17 protein-coding genes are annotated in these 16,151 nt (G+C 64.6%); 13 read left to right on the forward strand and 4 right to left on the reverse strand.

Translation table 11 applies throughout. The features are described 5' to 3' along the window. Positions 1-6: 6 nt before the first annotated feature. Entirely contained in the window at positions 7-1,470 is a 1,464-nt protein-coding gene (locus C1H69_RS02745; RefSeq protein WP_102651875.1) for an enoyl-CoA hydratase/isomerase family protein, read from the forward strand. An 88-nt stretch (positions 1,471-1,558) separates the two neighbouring features. Here C1H69_RS02745 and C1H69_RS02750 read toward each other — a convergent pair whose 3' ends face one another. Further along, complete coding sequence (locus C1H69_RS02750) at positions 1,559-2,710, reverse strand: acyl-CoA dehydrogenase family protein (protein WP_102651876.1); 1,152 nt, start codon at positions 2,708-2,710, stop codon at positions 1,559-1,561. A 181-nt stretch (positions 2,711-2,891) separates the two neighbouring features. Between C1H69_RS02750 and C1H69_RS02755 the strand changes: the two genes are divergently transcribed. The 9 genes from C1H69_RS02755 to C1H69_RS02795 all read left to right on the forward strand — a co-directional run bounded on the left by C1H69_RS02755 (position 2,892) and on the right by C1H69_RS02795 (position 11,392). Next, on the forward strand, positions 2,892-4,430 hold the full coding sequence (locus C1H69_RS02755; protein WP_102651877.1) for a 3-hydroxyacyl-CoA dehydrogenase: 1,539 nt from the start codon (positions 2,892-2,894) through the stop codon (positions 4,428-4,430). A 22-nt stretch (positions 4,431-4,452) separates the two neighbouring features. Beyond that, a complete protein-coding gene (locus C1H69_RS02760; protein WP_102651878.1) occupies positions 4,453-5,661 on the forward strand; it encodes a 3-oxoadipyl-CoA thiolase in 1,209 nt (402 codons plus the stop codon). 83 nt (positions 5,662-5,744) lie between these two features. Beyond that, entirely contained in the window at positions 5,745-6,554 is an 810-nt protein-coding gene (locus C1H69_RS02765) for an IclR family transcriptional regulator (protein WP_102651879.1), read from the forward strand. Positions 6,555-6,708: 154 nt separating this feature from the next. Then, the gene (locus tag C1H69_RS02770) at positions 6,709-7,830 is read left to right on the forward strand and encodes an MlaE family ABC transporter permease (protein WP_102651880.1); all 1,122 of its coding nucleotides are present in this window, start codon (positions 6,709-6,711) and stop codon (positions 7,828-7,830) included. Further along, positions 7,824-8,618: an ABC transporter ATP-binding protein gene (locus C1H69_RS02775; protein WP_102651881.1), complete on the forward strand. Its 795-nt coding sequence runs from the start codon at positions 7,824-7,826 to the stop codon at positions 8,616-8,618. Before C1H69_RS02770 ends, C1H69_RS02775 begins: the two co-directional genes overlap by 7 nt. Then, the gene (locus C1H69_RS02780; RefSeq protein ID WP_102651882.1) at positions 8,618-9,556 is read left to right on the forward strand and encodes an MlaD family protein; all 939 of its coding nucleotides are present in this window, start codon (positions 8,618-8,620) and stop codon (positions 9,554-9,556) included. Before C1H69_RS02775 ends, C1H69_RS02780 begins: the two co-directional genes overlap by 1 nt. Then, positions 9,553-10,179, forward strand: coding sequence for an ABC-type transport auxiliary lipoprotein family protein (locus tag C1H69_RS02785; protein WP_102651883.1), 627 nt, complete (start codon positions 9,553-9,555; stop codon positions 10,177-10,179). Before C1H69_RS02780 ends, C1H69_RS02785 begins: the two co-directional genes overlap by 4 nt. Positions 10,180-10,295: 116 nt before the next feature. After that, entirely contained in the window at positions 10,296-10,982 is a 687-nt protein-coding gene (gene csiR / locus C1H69_RS02790) for a DNA-binding transcriptional regulator CsiR (protein ID WP_102651884.1), read from the forward strand. A gap of 188 nt (positions 10,983-11,170) precedes the next feature. Further along, positions 11,171-11,392: a hypothetical protein gene (locus C1H69_RS02795; RefSeq protein ID WP_102651885.1), complete on the forward strand. Its 222-nt coding sequence runs from the start codon at positions 11,171-11,173 to the stop codon at positions 11,390-11,392. Positions 11,393-11,411: 19 nt separating this feature from the next. Here C1H69_RS02795 and C1H69_RS02800 read toward each other — a convergent pair whose 3' ends face one another. Genes C1H69_RS02800 through C1H69_RS02810 form a run of 3 tightly spaced genes read right to left on the reverse strand, consistent with a single transcriptional unit; the run spans position 11,412 to position 13,800 of the window. Further along, on the reverse strand, positions 11,412-12,326 hold the full coding sequence (locus C1H69_RS02800) for a 5-oxoprolinase subunit C family protein (RefSeq protein WP_102651886.1): 915 nt from the start codon (positions 12,324-12,326) through the stop codon (positions 11,412-11,414). Between the two features lie 20 nt (positions 12,327-12,346). After that, entirely contained in the window at positions 12,347-13,024 is a 678-nt protein-coding gene (locus C1H69_RS02805; protein WP_422666876.1) for a 5-oxoprolinase subunit B family protein, read from the reverse strand. Between the two features lie 23 nt (positions 13,025-13,047). Continuing rightward, entirely contained in the window at positions 13,048-13,800 is a 753-nt protein-coding gene (locus C1H69_RS02810) for a 5-oxoprolinase subunit PxpA (protein WP_102651888.1), read from the reverse strand. Positions 13,801-14,022: 222 nt separating this feature from the next. On the opposite strand from C1H69_RS02810, the gene C1H69_RS02815 reads away from it, so the two are divergent. The 3 genes from C1H69_RS02815 (at position 14,023) to C1H69_RS02825 (ending at position 16,128) form a co-directional block, all read left to right on the forward strand. After that, entirely contained in the window at positions 14,023-14,460 is a 438-nt protein-coding gene (locus tag C1H69_RS02815; RefSeq protein ID WP_102651889.1) for a VOC family protein, read from the forward strand. Between the two features lie 89 nt (positions 14,461-14,549). Continuing rightward, the gene (locus C1H69_RS02820) at positions 14,550-15,533 is read left to right on the forward strand and encodes a TRAP transporter substrate-binding protein (RefSeq protein WP_102651890.1); all 984 of its coding nucleotides are present in this window, start codon (positions 14,550-14,552) and stop codon (positions 15,531-15,533) included. Between the two features lie 31 nt (positions 15,534-15,564). Next, positions 15,565-16,128 carry a TRAP transporter small permease gene (locus C1H69_RS02825; protein ID WP_102651891.1) on the forward strand — a complete coding sequence of 188 codons (564 nt, stop codon included), beginning with the start codon at positions 15,565-15,567 and terminating at the stop codon, positions 16,126-16,128. Positions 16,129-16,151: the final 23 nt, after the last annotated feature.

Here is a 16,151-nt window from a genome sequence, read left to right on the forward strand (position 1 = left end):
CCAACCATGACACCCCCCATCGACTACCGGCGCCACGACGATATTGGCGTGATCACCATCGACAATCCGCCGGTGAACGCCCTGGGCCAGGCCGTGCGCCTGGGTCTGGTCGAGGCCGTGACCCGCGGTACCGAGGATCGCCAGGCGCGCATCCTGGTACTCGTGGCCAAGGGCCGCACCTTCATTGCCGGCGCCGATATCCGTGAATTCGGCAAGCCTCCTCAGGCCCCGCTGCTGCCCGATGTCATCGCCCACCTGGAAGCCAGCCCCAAGCCCATCGTGGTGGCGCTTCATGGCACCGCGCTCGGTGGCGGGCTCGAGGTCGCCCTCGGCTGCCAGCTGCGGGTCGCCCTGCCGGGCACCCGGGTCGGCCTCCCCGAGGTCAAGCTCGGGCTGTTACCAGGGGCCGGCGGCACCCAGCGTCTACCGCGGCTCGTCGGCATCGAAGCCGCTCTGGACCTGATCACCAGCGGGCGCTTCGCCAGCACCGAAGAGGCTCTGTCGCTGGGCGTCATCGATGCCATTCGCGACGCGCAGAGCCCTTTGGAGGCCGGTCTGGCGGCTGCCCGTGACGTGCTCGAGGGCAAGCTTGCGCCCCGTGTGACCGGCGAACTGCCGGCCCCCGAGGCCAGCCCCGAGACTATCGCCGACTACCGGGTCAGGCTCCAGGCCGAGGTGCCGGAACTGTTTTCACCGTTCCGTTGCATCGAGGCCATTTCCGCCAGTACCGAGGGCAGTCTGGCCGAAGGCCTGCGCCGCGAGCGCGAATTGTTCCTCTCCTGCATGGACTCCCCCCAGCGGGCGGGCTTGATTCATGCCTTCTTTGCCGCCCGCGCCACGCACAAGGTGCCCGAGGCGGGCGAATCCCCGGCGCTGACCCACATCGCCCTGCTCGGCGAGCATCCCCTCTTCGATCGTCTGAAGGACAACGCCGAACGCGCCGGCATCACGTTTACCGACCAGCCTGAGGAGTCGACACAAGCCTGCCTGATCGCACCCGACGCGTCCGCGGCGTGCCCGTCACAGGCCTTGCGTATCGCCCTGCTGTCGCCCGCCGATGCCGCCGAGCTGGACGGCATCGAGGCCGACTTGGCGCTGGTCGTGCCAGACCGGGGGGCACTGGCCGAGCTGGTGACCCTGGGGGCCGATGCCTCTTGCCAACAGGCCGTGGCCAACCTCCTCAAGGTGCTGCGCCAGGGCGTGGTGGTCAGCCGCCAAGGCAGCCTGCTGACGACGCTTGCACATGCGGTACGCGACGACGCGGCCAACCCGCAGGCGGCGATGGAAGCGGCCAGCCTCATGCTGGCCGAGCGCGGCTGGAGCTACCGCACGAGCGATATCGACCTGCTGGCCATCGAGGCCCTGGGTTACCCCAGGCACTTGGGCGGCCCCCACCGCCAGGCCAGCCTGGCCGCATCCGCCACCTCGGAGACATCGAGGTCAAGAAGCAGGCCGGCATCAGCTTCCTGATACAACAGACCTGGCAGATCGGCGTCCACTGTGGCGCGGAAGGCAAGGGTCGCCTCGACCTGCGCCTTCCGCGTCACCGACAAGGCCATCAGGACACCTCCCGCACCATGTTGCGGGCGATCACCACCTGCTGGATCTGCGTCGTACCTTCATAGATACGGAACAGACGAACGTCGCGATAGAACCGCTCCACGGCGTATTCGGCCATGTAGCCGGCACCGCCATGTATCTGCACCGCGCGGTCGGCGACGCGCCCCACCATCTCGGCACAGAACAGCTTGCAGCACGAAGCCAGGGTCGAGACGTTCTCCCCGGCATCCTTGCGGCGGGCGGCGTCGAGCACCATGGTACGGCCGGCATAGGCCTCGGTCTTGCTGTCGGCGAGCATCGCCTGGATCAGCTGATGATCGGCCAGCGGAACCCCGAACTGTTTGCGCTCGATGGCGTAGTGAAGCGACTCCTCCACCAGGCGCTCGGCCACGCCGACACAGACGGCGGAGATGTGCAGGCGCCCGCGGTCGAGCACCTTCATTGCGGTCTTGAAGCCCTGCCCCTCCTTGCCTCCGATGATGCTCTCGGCGGGCACCCGGCAGTCCTCGAAGATGATGTCGCAGGTATGCGCCCCCTTCTGGCCCATCTTGTTGTCCGCCGGGCCACGCTTGAGCCCGGGGGTGCCCCCCTCGACGATGAACGCCGTAATACCGCCGGCACCCTTGTTGCTCGGATCGGTGCGCGCCATGACGGTGAACAGGTCGGCCTCGGGCCCGTTGGTGATGAAACGCTTGGTGCCGTTGAGCACGTAGTGGTCGCCATCGCGCACCGCCGTGGTTCGCAGGCTGGCCGCATCGGAGCCTGAGTCGGGCTCGGTGAGGCAGAAGGCGCTGAGCAGTTCGCCGGTGGCCAGGCGCGGCACGTACCTCGTCTTCTGCTCCGGGGTACCATCGATGAGGATGCCCTGGGCACCGATGCCGTTATTGGTGCCGAAGACCGAGCGGAAGGCGGGCGAGGTCCTGCCGATCTCCAACGCCACCAGCACTTCCTCTTCCATGGTCAGCCCGAGGCCGCCGTACTCCTCGGGGATCGACAGGCCGAACAGGCCCATCTCCTTCATCTCCTGCAGCAGTTCCACCGGTACGGTATCCTCTTCGGCCAGGCGCGCCTCGCTGGGGATCAGGCGCTCGCGCACGAAGCGGGAGATGGTGTCGACGAGTTGATCGAGAAGTTCAGGATCGCGGATCATGGGGTGTCCTCGCTGGTATGGGCTATCCCTTGAAATGGCGGGCGTCATTTGAGAATTTCGCATGGCAGAATAAGCGCCCGCATTGTTGTCAGGCACTGTTGCATAGCCTAGGATGGCAGTCAATAAACGGAATGTAGTTTCGCTTTGCGAAACCAAAACACCAAAACGAGGACATCCCGCCATGTCGACCGACACCTCTCCCACCCAATCTTTTCCTGCCCCCTTCCGCACGCTGGGCATCGTGGGCACCGGCGCCATGGGCCGCGGAATCGCTCAGATCGCCGCCCAGGCCGGGCTGACCGTCTACCTGCACGACGTCCGTGATGGCGCCGTTGCCGAGGCGCAGGACTTCATTGCCGCCCTGTGGTCACGTGGGGTCCAGAAGCAACGCCTGAGCGAGACGGATGCCGAACGCTATCGGGCCAGCCTGAAGGAGGCCGCGAGCCTCGACGATCTGGCGACGTGCGATATCGTCGTCGAGGCCATCATCGAGACGCTCGAGGCCAAGCAGTCCCTGTTCACCCAACTCGAGGAGATCCTCGGCGAGCAGGCGGTACTGGCCACCAACACATCGTCATTGTCGGTCACCGCCATTGCCTCGGCCTGCCGCCGTCCCGAACGGGTGATCGGATTTCACTTCTTCAACCCGGTGCCGCTGATGAAAATCGTCGAGGTGATACCGGGTCTGCGCACTACCGACGAGGTCACCGAACGGGTGGAGGCGCTGGGCCAGGCCATGGGTCACTTCACCGCCCGCACCACCGACACGCCGGGATTCCTGGTCAACCATGCCGGCCGCGCCTTCGGTACCGAGGCGCTGAGGATTCTCGGCGAGAGCGTCACCGACCACGTCACCGTGGACCGCATCCTGGTCGACCAGGGCGGGTTTCGCATGGGGCCCTTCTCGCTGCTCGACCTGACCGGGCTCGACGTGTCCCACGCGGTGATGGAATCGATCTACCACCAGTACTACGAGGAGCCGCGCTTTCGCCCCTCGCCGCTGACCCGCCAACGGCTGACCGCCGGCCTGCTCGGTCGCAAGAGCGGTGCGGGCTTCTACCGCTATGTGGATGGCAAGCCCCAGGTCGTGGACGAGCCGCCCCTGCCCCGCGCGCAGCCCTGCCCGGTGTGGATCGGTGCCGAGGACGACGACGCGAGGCAAACCCTGTCACGACTCGTCGAGGCCGCCGGCTGGCCGCTGGAAGACGGTGCCACGCCTTCCACCGAGGCGCTTTGCCTGATCTCACCGCTGGGCGAGGATGCTACCGCCTGTGCACTGCGCCTGAGCCTTCCGCCAGAGCGCAGCGTGGCCGTCGACCTGCTGGCCGGGCTCGAGCGGCGCCGCAGCCTGATGACCACACCGGTCACTCGCGACTCGATGCGCAACGCCGCCATGGCACTGTTCGGCCATGACGGCACGCCGGTCAGCGCCTTCAGCGACAGCAACGGTTTCGTGCTGCAGCGCGTGGTGGCCTGCATCGTCAACGTAGGCAGCGAAATCGCCCAGCAGGGGGTGGCCGCCCCCGAAACCATCGACCGTGCCGTCGAGCTGGGCCTGGGCTATCCCAGGGGGCCACTGGCCATGGGCGACCACTACGGCAGCCGTCGCATCCTGACCATCCTCGACAACATGCTGGCCGCTACCGGCGACCCACGCTACCGGGCCAGTCCATGGCTGCGTCGCCGTGCCACCCTCGGCCTGCCACTGACCACCCCTTGAGCCCCGACCGGAGAAGATTCCCATGCACGACGCCTACCTCTATGACGGGCTGCGCACCCCCTTCGGCCGCCACGGCGGTGGCCTGGCCGCCGTACGCCCCGACGACCTGCTGGGCCACGTGCTCAAGGCATTGGTCGAGCGCAATCGTTTCGCCCCGGAAACCTATGAGGAAGTGCTGGCGGGCTGCACCAACCAGGCCGGCGAGGATTCTCGAAACGTCGCCCGTCACGCCGGGCTCCTGGCCGGCTTGCCAGTCGAAGTGGCCGGACAAACGGTCAACCGCCTATGCGGTAGCGGGCTCGCCGCGGTCGCCGACGCTGCCCGTGCCACGCGCCTGGGCGAAGGGGAACTGTTCCTGGCCGGCGGCGTCGAGTCGATGTCGCGCGCGCCCTACGTGCTTGGCAAGGCGGAATCACCCTTCGCACGCAGCCAGCCGCTGTTCGACACGGTGATCGGCGCCCGCTTCCCCAACCCCTGGATTACGAGGGAACACGGCAGCCACAGCATGCCGGAAACCGCCGACAACGTGGCCCGGGAGCTCGCTATCGGCCGCGATGCCAGCGACGCCTTTGCCGCTCGCTCCCAGGCACGCTATGCCGACGCTCTGGCTCGAGGTTTCTATGACGGCGAACTGCTCTCCGTCGAGGTGCCCCAGGGCCGCAAGCAGCCGCCACTGACGCTGGACAGGGACGAGCATCCACGCCCGGGTACCGACGTCGACACGCTCGCCCGGCTCGGCCCGCTGTTCGAGGATGGCGTGGTGACCGCCGGTAACGCCTCGGGCATCAATGATGGTGCGGCCGCGCTGATCGTCGGCAACCGGGCGGCCGGCGAGCGCGCCGGCATCGCCCCGCGGGCACGCATCGTCGCCAACGCCGTGGCCGGGGTACCGCCTCGAGTGATGGGGCTGGGGCCGGTACCGGCATGTCGGAAGGCGCTCGAACGCGCCGGGCTCACGCTCGAGCAGATGGACGTGATCGAGATCAACGAGGCATTCGCCGCCCAGGTGCTGGGATGCGTCAAGCAACTCGGTCTCGACCCCGACGACAGCCGCCTCAACCCCAACGGCGGCGCCATCGCCATCGGCCATCCTCTCGGGGCCTCCGGGGCCCGGCTGGCGCTGACCGCCCTGCGCCAGCTGGAGTCCGCGCACGGGCGTTATGCCCTGGTGACCATGTGCATCGGCGTGGGCCAGGGCATCGCCTGCGTCATCGAGCGCCTCGACGGCTGAGTCGGTCACAGCGTTCGCCCCGGGCCTGCCACCGCGTGCGATATGCGATACTCCGCGAAACGATCTCGCCACAGGGAACACCAATGAACGAGTCAGCCCCTCTGGATGATGAACAGGCACCACCGGCCAAGGACCGCAATTTCGTCACCGCTTTGGCCCGTGGGCTAGAGCTGCTGCGCGCCTTCGGAGCCGGCGAGGAGTACCTCGGCAACGCCGAGCTCTCCAGCCGCACCGGTATTCCGCGGCCCACGGTCTCCCGCCTCACCTATACGCTGACCCAACTCGGCTACCTGAAGCACAACACCCGCCTGGAGAAGTACCGCCTCGGGCCGGGCATCCTGGCGCTGGGATATCGCTTCCTGGCCAGCCAGGGCATCCGCGAGATCGCCCGCCCCTTCATGCAGCAGCTGGCCGAATCCACCGACTGCAATGTCAGCCTCGGCGCCGCCGACAAGACCTCGATGGTCTACATCGAAAGCTGCCACGGTAATGGCCCATTGATCATGCGCCTTGACGTGGGCTCCCGGCTGCCAATGGCGACGACGGCGATTGGGCGCGCCTGGCTGTGCGGCCTCCCCGCGGATCGCCGTGAGGCCATGCTGGCCGAACTCGCCGAGGCACACGGCGGGGAGTGGCCGGCGCTCGAGGCCGGCATACGACGCAGCCAGGACGAGTACGAGCGCTACGGGTTCTGCCTCTCCGAGGGGGACTGGCAATCGCAGATCAGCGCGGTCGCCACGCCACTCATCCTCGAGGATGGAGCCGAAGTGATGGCCATCAACTGCGGCGGCGCCTCCCACCGCTTGAGCCATCGGATAATGGTCGAGAACCTGGGGCCACGACTAAAGGACATGGCGAAACAGATCCTCGGCGAACTGCAGCATGGCGGGTGATGCCAGAGGCTGACATCGCCCGCACTGGAAATTTGGTGTCACCTGATGGCTGCGGTACTGGCAGGGTATGAGCTGTCATGCCCTGCTGCATAAGGGTATAGTGATATCTCACACGCCATTGCAGCCACCTTCAAGGAAAGACAGGCGACACGCGATGCCAGAGACCGCTTCACGCCCCGGCAAGCTCGAACGGGATGCCGGCAGGCTTCGCGCCACAGGTGATTGGACATTGCCGCATCACGCCCGGCTTCGTAAGGTCGTAGGTCAGAAGCATGACATCCATAGCCTGGATCTGAGTGGCCTGGGCGAGCTGGACACCTCCGGCGCCGTGTTGCTGGCCGAGCTGATGGGGCCGGAGCATATGCTCGACGTGGCGAGTTGGGCGCCCGATCAGCCTGCTGAACGCCATGCGCTGCTGGTTACCGTGGCAAGCGCCATGCAACACTCCTCGCCCCCCCACCCCCGAGTCAGCCCCCCCGTCCTGATTGCCTTGGGGGAGGTCGGACGAAGCATTGAAGGCCTCTGGAGACAACAGGTCCAACTGCTCGGCTTCATCGGGCTTACCCTGAGCAGTCTGGCAGCGGTGTTGCTGAAGCCATGGCGTTGGCGTGTCACCGCCCTGGTCGCCCATATCCAGCAGATCGGACTCAACGCCATTCCCATCGTCGCCCTGCTGACGTTCCTGGTCGGTGCCGTGGTGGCCTTCCTGGGCGCCACGGTGCTGCAAGACTTCGGCGCCACCATCTATACCGTCAACCTGGTCGCCTACTCGTTCCTGCGCGAGTTCGGCGTACTGCTGGCCGCCATCCTGTTGGCCGGCCGAACCGCCAGCGCCTTCACCGCCCAGATCGGCTCGATGAAGGCCAACGAGGAGCTCGATGCCCTGCGTGCCCAGGGGCTCAGCCCCATGGAACTACTGGTGTTGCCCCGCGTGATGGCGATGATGGTCAGCCTGCCGATCCTGACCCTTGTCGGCATGTTCAGCGGCATGCTGGGTGGTGCAATGGTCAGCGCCATGGCGTTGGATATTTCCACCACACAGTTCCTCACCATCCTGCAGCGCGATATCCCGCTGCGCCATTTCCTGGTGGGCCTGGGCAAGGCACCGCTCTTCGCCTTCGTCATTGCCGTCATCGGTTGCCTGGAGGGCTTCAAGGCCAGCGCCAGCGCGCAGTCGGTGGGAGAGCACACCACATCGAGCGTGGTACAGTCGATCTTCATGGTGATCCTGCTCGACGCGCTGGCCGCCCTGTTCTTCATGGAGATGGGATGGTGAACCAGGCAACCGATGCCATCATCGAGATACGCGGCCTGGTCAACCGCTTCGGCCAATATGTGGTGCATGAGGGGCTGGATCTGGACATTCGCCGCGGCGAGATCCTCGGCGTGGTGGGTGGCTCGGGCACCGGCAAGTCGGTTCTCTTGCGCAGCATCGTGGGTCTCAAGCGTCCGGACGGCGGGGCCATCCGTGTCTTCGGGGAGGACCTTCAGCGCCTGCCGCCCACCCGCCGCGCCCGGGTGGAGCGTCGCTTCGGCGTGCTGTTCCAGCGTGGCGCCCTGTTCTCTTCGCTGACCCTGCAGGAGAACGTCGCCCTGCCGCTGATCGAACATGCGGGTCTCTCGCGTGCCGATGCGGAGCGTCTCGCCCGGGTCAAGCTTGCCCTGGCGGGGCTCCCCCCCGAGTCGGCCCTGCTCAATCCCGATGAACTCTCCGGCGGCATGGTGAAACGAGCCGCCCTGGCTCGAGCGCTGGCACTGGATCCGGAAGTGCTGTTCCTCGACGAGCCTACCGCCGGCCTCGACCCGATCGGCGCGGCTGCCTTCGACCGACTCCTCGTGACACTCCGCGATGCCCTGGGCTTCAGCGTCTTTCTGGTCACGCATGATCTGGATACGCTGTACACGGTGTGCGACCGTGTCGCCGTGATCTCCCGGAAACACGTTCTGGTCGCGGATGCCTTGCCGGCGGTGGAAGCCACCGATGATGCATGGGTTCAGGATTACTTTCACGGCCCAAGGGGCCGGGCGGCCAGTCATGCCGCACAGAGAACGGAGACCCGGTAATGGAGACTCGAGCCCACCACGTAGTGATCGGTCTGTTCACCGTACTGGCGATCCTGGGAGGGCTGCTCTTTGCCCTGTGGCTGGGGCAAAGCACGGCCGATCGGGAATACGCCCATTACGAGGTGTATTTCGAGCGCAGCGTCAGCGGACTGAGTGAAGGAAATGCCGTCGAGTACAGCGGCGTTCGGGTCGGGGAAGTCACCGACTTGCGACTGGATCCCGCCGACCCGCGCAACGTCCTGGCACGCATCCGGGTACAGAGCCACGTACCGATCAGGCGCGATACCCGCGCTCGCCTGGCATTGGCCAATATCACCGGGAGCATGTCGGTCCAGCTACATGGAGGAACCCCGGACAGCCCGCTCCTGGTTACCGATGGCGAAGCGCCTCCCCGAATCGTCGCCGATCCTTCACCGATCAGTGCGCTGCTCGGAGACGGCGAAGAGATCCTCGGTAACGTCAACAGCATGCTGGCGCGACTGGAAACACTGCTCTCCGAAGAAAACATCGAAAGCGTCGGACATATTCTGGCCAACCTGGAGCAGACCACCGCCAGCCTGGCCCAGTTGGGCGAAGGACCCAGCAGGCTCATGGATCAGTTGGAAGCCCTCTCGCAGGACGCCTCCGCTGCCATGATCGAGCTGGGAGCCGTGACGCGTCAGGCGGGCACCATGCTCGATGGCCATGGACAGCAAATCATGATCGGAGCGCGCCAGGCCACGGAAAGCCTGTCACGAACCACCCGGCGCCTGGAGTCGATCCTCCACGATAATGAGGGCGCCCTGGAGAGTGGCTTCCAGGGGATACAGGGCCTGGGTCCCGCCGCCGTCGAATTGCGACACACACTATCCAGCCTCAATCGCATCATTCGCCGGCTGGAGGACAACCCGGCCGATTTCCTGCTGGGTCGCGACAGTATCGAGGAGTTCTCGCCATGACCGCCCTGGCCCGTTTCACACGGCTGTTGACCGTGGCCTCCCTGGGATTGCTCACTGCCTGCGCCCTGGTGCCCGAGCGTGACCCCATGAGCCTTTACTCGCTTCCTTCCACTCCCCTTCCCACGGCATCGTCCGGTGAAACAGGTTCCCTGGAAAGAACGCTCCGGTTGGCCACCCCCAGGGCGGGCGGACTGCTGGATGGCTCACGAATCGTGGTTGTCCCGGCGCCGAACCAGCCACAAGTCTATCAGGGTGTGCGGTGGTCGGACGCCTCTCCGGTACTGCTGCGTGATCGCCTGATCGATGCGTTCCAGGAAGATGGCCGGGTATCGCGCCTCGTGCATGCGGACACACCGCTGTCAGCCGACCTGGAGTTGACCAGCGACCTGCGCGCCTTCCAGAGCGAATACCGGAACGGCCACCCGGAGGTGGTCATCCGCCTGGATGCCCGGCTGGTTGACGCAAGCTCTCAGCAGTTGGTGGCGAGCCGGCGTTTCACCCATCGCCGCAGTGCCGACGATACGACGATTCCGGCCGTCGTCGATGCCTTCGGCACGGCAGCGGATCAACTCTCACGCGAGCTGGTCGACTGGACCGTGGAGCAGCTCGCGCACGCTCGCTGAGCGGCCTGACACATTCACGTGACGGAAAAGCGTGGATACTTGGCCATAATGCCCTTTGGTTACCGTCAACGAGATCAATTCGTTATCATGGTCGGTAAAGACAAGGAATACCGACAATGGATAGCACACCGCGCCAGAACCTGGGTATCAGCGCCTACAGCTGGTTGAAGCACGACATCACCCGCGGCGTATTCAAGCCCGGGGAAAAGCTGCTCATGAGTCGCCTCAAGGAACGCTATGACCTTGGTATCGGCCCGCTGCGTGAGGCCCTGTCGCAGCTGGTAGCCGAACACCTCGTCGTGGCCATCAGCCAGCGTGGTTATCGTGTTGCCCCCATGTCGCTCGCCGAACTGGCCGATCTCTACGATGCAAGAGCCCAGCTCGAAGGCCTGATGCTCAAGCTCGCCATCGAGAGGGGCGACGATACCTGGGAAGCCAACATTCTGGCCAAGGCACATACCCTGGCCAAGGTCATGGAGGTCAATACACCCGACGAGCTACTGGATGTCTGGGACACTCGACACAAGGCGTTTCATACCGCCATCGCCAGCGGCTGCCGCTCCCCCCATTTGCTGAAGGTACGCGACAGCCTGTTCGATCAGGTCGAGCGTTATCGCCATCTATGGCTGCGTGAAACCGTTTTTTCGGAAGCGGCTCTGGAGCGCAAGCGACAGGAACATGCCGCACTGGTAGACGTCATCCTGGCTCGCGACGCGCCCCGTGCCGCAGACATGATGCGCGAGCACCTCATGACACCCGTACCGATCATTACCGAGGTCATGCAGCGTCGGGGGTTGGCCTGAAAACCCAGCGGGCATGAACGTGAGCATCGCTCTGCATCTATCGCGCGGGGCCTGCCGGCGAGCTATCATCAAAGTGTCACCAGCGCTGCGTACACTCGGCAGATGACATGCTTAAACAAGCGTTTTATCTTGCTATACCAGGCTTCCACTCCGGTTCGCTCCAGGAAGCGCCCCAAGGAGACAACGACATGCCACATCTGCTGCGTTTTTCACGTGATATCGATTCCCGCCTCGAGTACCTCTGCCAGCAGACCGGCATGGGCAAATCCGAGCTTATCGAGCGCTGCGTCGATGTCGGACTGGCCGATTTCGAGGCACAGCTGCTGATGGAAGGTGCCGGCAGGCGACCGGCACAAGGCGTGAAGCCAAGTCTCGATCAGCTGTTGCGCGAGAGCGGGCTCGGCGCCTGAACGACGCGCGCTTCGGGCCCTACCTGAAGCGCCCCAGGACGCGTCGATGCTCGGCCAGCGCCCTGGCGCGTGACGTCGCCACCAGCCGCACTTCCTGTCCCGGCAGGCATTGCGCCAGTCTGGCTGCCGCCAACGGGGTCAGGGCCCCAAGGCGTGGATAGCCACCGATGGTCTGACGATCATTGAGAAGAACGATGGGTTGGCCATCCGGCGGCACCTGAACCGCCCCGAGCGGTATTCCTTCCGAGATCATGCTGCTTGCATGAGAGGCCAGGCCTGGGCCAAGCAGCCTGACACCCATCCGGTCGGCACGATCGTCGACCCGCCAACGGGCATTGAAGGCCGCATAGAGGCTCGCTCCGGTAAAGACGCCGATCTGTGCACCGGCCACGAGTTCCAGACGACAGTCGGACCCGGGCAGCCACACTGTCGAACCGGGAGGCAAATGCCGCTCCACGGCCGGAGCACCGCGCCAGGTCAGGCGGTCGCCCACCGTCAATGGACGGCCATCCTCATGGAGTCCACCGAGCCGTTCACGTGGCGTCGTGCTGGCGCTTCCCAGAACCTGCGGCGCCTCCAGTCCACCGGGAAAGGCCAGGTAGGCACGCAGGCCCTCTCGCGGCTGGCGGAAGGTCAGCCGCTGGCCAGGCCGCACCGCGAAACTGGCACCGGGCAAGAGCGGCTCATCATCGAGAGTGGCGTCAAGGTCGGCACCTGTCAGGGCCAACCGTGCGGCACACTCGGCCTCCAGCACCAGCCCACCGCCTACCACGACCTCCAGGGCCGTACTGTTCAGCGGGTTGCCCAGCAGCCAATTGCTCCAGTAGAAGGAGACCCAGTCCGCAGCGCCACCCTGGGTGACACCCAGATGGCGCACTCCCAGACGACCGCCGTCCTCGACCAGTGCCAGCGGCCCGGCCTGCACCACCTTCATTCCCGCAGGGAGCGATGACGTCACTGGCGCTCCTCCAGCGGCGTGGTATCACCGCCCTGCGCCTCGAACTCGGCCCGCGGGACCGACGTGAAACGGACCCGGTCACCGGGCACGAACAGCGGATTGCCGCGGCGAGCAGACTCGAAGAGCGGCACGGCGGTGCGTCCCAGGATGTTCCAGCCACCGGGCGAAACCAGGGGGTAGACAGCCGTCTGCCGATCGGCAATGCCGACACTGCCCGCTGCCACCCTGCGCCGGGGAGTCTCCAGCCGAGGAGTCGCCAATTCCTCGTCAACGAGCCCCATGAAACCGTAACCCGGAGCGAATCCCAGCGCGAAGACGCAGTAGTCATGATCGCAATGGCGACGAATCAGCTCATCGATACCGATGCCTGCGCGTTCGGCCACGCGATGGAGCTCGGGGCCGACGCTCTCGTCATACCAGACCGGAATCTCATGGCGCTCTCCTGCCTGCGTGTCGGCGGGCCGCAGATGCTCCAGCGCCTGTCGAATTCGCCCATGGGCCTCGCCATGCTCCAGCCGGAGGCAGTCGTAATGCACCATCAGCGTGGTATAGGAAGGAACCAGGTCGATCAGCATTTCGCCAAACGTCTGACGCAATGCCTGATCCGCCGCCATGATCCATGCCATGTTGGACTCGGCGATGGTATCGAAGAGCCGAACCATCAGCACGTCCATGGCAGTCGTTTCGATGACGGCCCTCACGCCGATTCCAGGGAGCGGAAGGCCTCACGGATGGCGCGAACCGACGCGACCGATTCGGGATTGTCCCCGTGCACGCACAGGGTATCGCAAGGCAAATGCAAGGCGGAACCGTCGCTGGCCGTCACGGCCTCGCCCCTGGCCAGGGTCACGGCCTGGGCCACGATGGTTGCTTCGTCATGGTGAACGGCATTCGGCAGGCGCCGGGAAACAAGCTGCCCCTGCGGATCATAGGCACGATCGGCAAAGGTTTCGAACCAGATCGGGAGGCCTATTTCGGCGGCCAGCGCCCGGAACGGCCCAGGGTCCGCCGTCGCCATCACCATCAGCGGTAGGCCGGCATCATAGGCGCGTACCGCCCGCATGACACCCTTTAGAAGCTCGGGATCGCGCGCCATATCGTTGTAGAGCGCACCATGAGGTTTGACGTACTGGATGATGGTGCCTTCTGCCTGGCAGATACCCGCCAGGGCGCCCACCTGATAGAGAACCAGGTCCTCTACCTCGGCAGGAGTGCAGCCCAGCGAGCGGCGGCCGAAACCCATCAGATCGGGGTAGGCCGGATGGGCACCGATCCTGACATCATGCCGGGCCGCCAGCGCCACGGTACGGCGCATGACATGAGGATCGGAAGCATGAAAGCCGCAGGCAATGTTGGCGCAATCCACATAGGGCATCACGTCGTCATCCATGCCCAGGGGCCAGTTGCCGAAGCTTTCACCCATATCGCAGTTGAGCAGAGGCATGGCCATGGTGATTCCTTTTATCAGGTTTAGTGAATATCTATCCCTCTACTTGCCCCAACTATATGAAGAGCATCATGCGAGTACCAGTCGTTTTTTCCGCTAGAGAATGGAGGTGCTCCCCTATCGAACTGATATCATTTGGAAAAATAGTTGACGAGAGCCCCCTGGGAGGATTATCAATTCAAAGAGGCCCTGCCCGAGCACTACGACAAGAAACCAGGAGGTTCCATGTCCGTTTCCGACCCTTTTCACCTTGCCGTACAGGTCCGCGACATCGATGAAGCGCGATCGTTCTACGGAGACTTTCTCGGCTGCCCCGAAGGCCGCTCCTCGGAAAGCTGGGTCGATTTCGACTTTTTCGGCCACCAGTTCGTCTGCCATCTCAACCCAGCACTCAAGGACAACCCCGTCTCCAGCCATACCAACCCTGTCGACGGTCACGGCGTCCCGGTACCACATTTTGGCGTGGTGCTGGAAATGCAAGCCTGGGAAGCCCTCGCCAGCAAGCTTCGTGATCATGGGGTCCGCTTCGAGATAGAGCCCTATGTTCGCTTCAAGGGCGAGCCAGGGGAGCAGGCGACGATGTTCTTCTACGATCCCTCGGGGAACGCCCTGGAGTTCAAGGCATTCAAGGATAGAGAAAGCCAGCTGTTCAAGAAACACTGACGACAGCGCCTGCCTCTGCAGGAGTGCGACAGGGTGGCGGTACGCCCGGGCAACAACACGACCATCAACATGAACAAGAGGTCTTTACCATGCACAAGACGATAACCACTCCCGTACTGTTGGCGGCCGCCTTCAGCTTCGCCGCGAGCGCCCAGGCCGCGCAATGGACCATGGCCACCCCCTACGGCGATGCCAGCTTCCATACCAAGAACACGAAGCAATTTGCCGAAGACGTGGCCGAAGCCACCGATGGTGAGTTGACCATCAACGTACACAGCGGCGGCTCCCTTGTCGCCCACGGCGAAATCAAACCGTCGGTACGGCGTGGTACCATCGAGGCGGGGGAGGTCTTCCTGTCGATTCTGTCCAATGACGACCCGATCTTCGAAGTCGACACCCTCCCAGGGGTGGCGGGCAGCTACGATGACGCCTTCGCCCTTTGGGAAACCACCAAGCCCCTCATCACTGAGATATTCGCCGTCGAGGGTCTCATGCCGCTTTATGCGGTGGCCTGGCCCTCACAGGGCATCTATACCGACTTCGAGCTGAACACCGAAGAGCAGTTCGAGGGTCTTCGGGTTCGCGCGCCCAACATCAATACCCAGCGCTTCGTGAATTACCTGGGCGGCAATCCTACCGAAACCGAAGAGTCCGACATTCCCACTGCCTTCAGCACCGGGCGAGTGGATGCCATGATCACATCCACCTCGACCGGTAATTCGATGACCGCCTGGGACTATGTCTCCCATTACACCGACGCCAACCTGTGGCTGCCCAAGAATATCGTCTTCATCAACCAGCGTGCCTTCGACCGCCTCGACGAAGCGACCCAGGAGGCTGTTCTCGAGGCCGCGGCCCGTGCCGAGGAGCGTGGCTGGCAGATGAGCCGCGACGACAACGAAGCCAGTACGCAGGCGCTGCAGGAGAACGGCATCACCGTTGCCCCCCCGAATGACGAGGTGGCAACGGCCCTGCAGGCCGCTGGTGACAGGCTGTTCGGTGATTGGGAAGAACGCGCCGATGACGCCGCCAAGCAGGTGCTCGAGGAATATCGCAACCAACGCGACGAGTGAAGCATGACACCGCTCGTCGCGAGGCCAAGCCATGACGTTCAAATTCGATAAGCTCTACCGCCTCGGGGCCTGGGGGGCGGCCGCCTGCATGGTCGTCATCTGTGCCCTGATTGCCCTTCAGGTCACTTTCAGGCTGGTGGATGCCGCCCTGGTGCTGGTTGGCCTGCGCCGCCTCGGGCTCGGTATTACCGGGGTATCGGAACTCGCCTCCTACCTGCTGGTAGGAGCCACGTTCCTCGGACTTGCCTATACCTTCGTCCATCACGCCCACATTCGCGTGACACTGGTGATTTCCCGGCTGCCCTCCGCCATTCGCGTGTGGTTCGAGGTCTTTGGGCTGCTGGTCGCACTGGTCATCAGCCTGCTGCTCGGCTATGGGCTGATCGAACTGGTCCGGGAGAGCCTGCAGTACCGAGACGTCTCATCCGGCTTCCTGTCGATCCCGCTGTGGATTCCACAAACCGTCCTGGCGACCGGGGTGGGCCTGCTCTGCCTGGCGTTGCTCGAAGCACTCGTCATTGCCTTGCGAATTGCCGCCCGCGACCCCTCGAGCTTCCGCGAAGCGACAGCCATCGACGACAGCGAGACTCGCTGAGCCCCCTATTCTCTTTCGGAGAT

This window comes from Billgrantia endophytica, from assembly GCF_002879615.1.
Lineage (GTDB): Bacteria > Pseudomonadota > Gammaproteobacteria > Pseudomonadales > Halomonadaceae > Halomonas > Halomonas endophytica.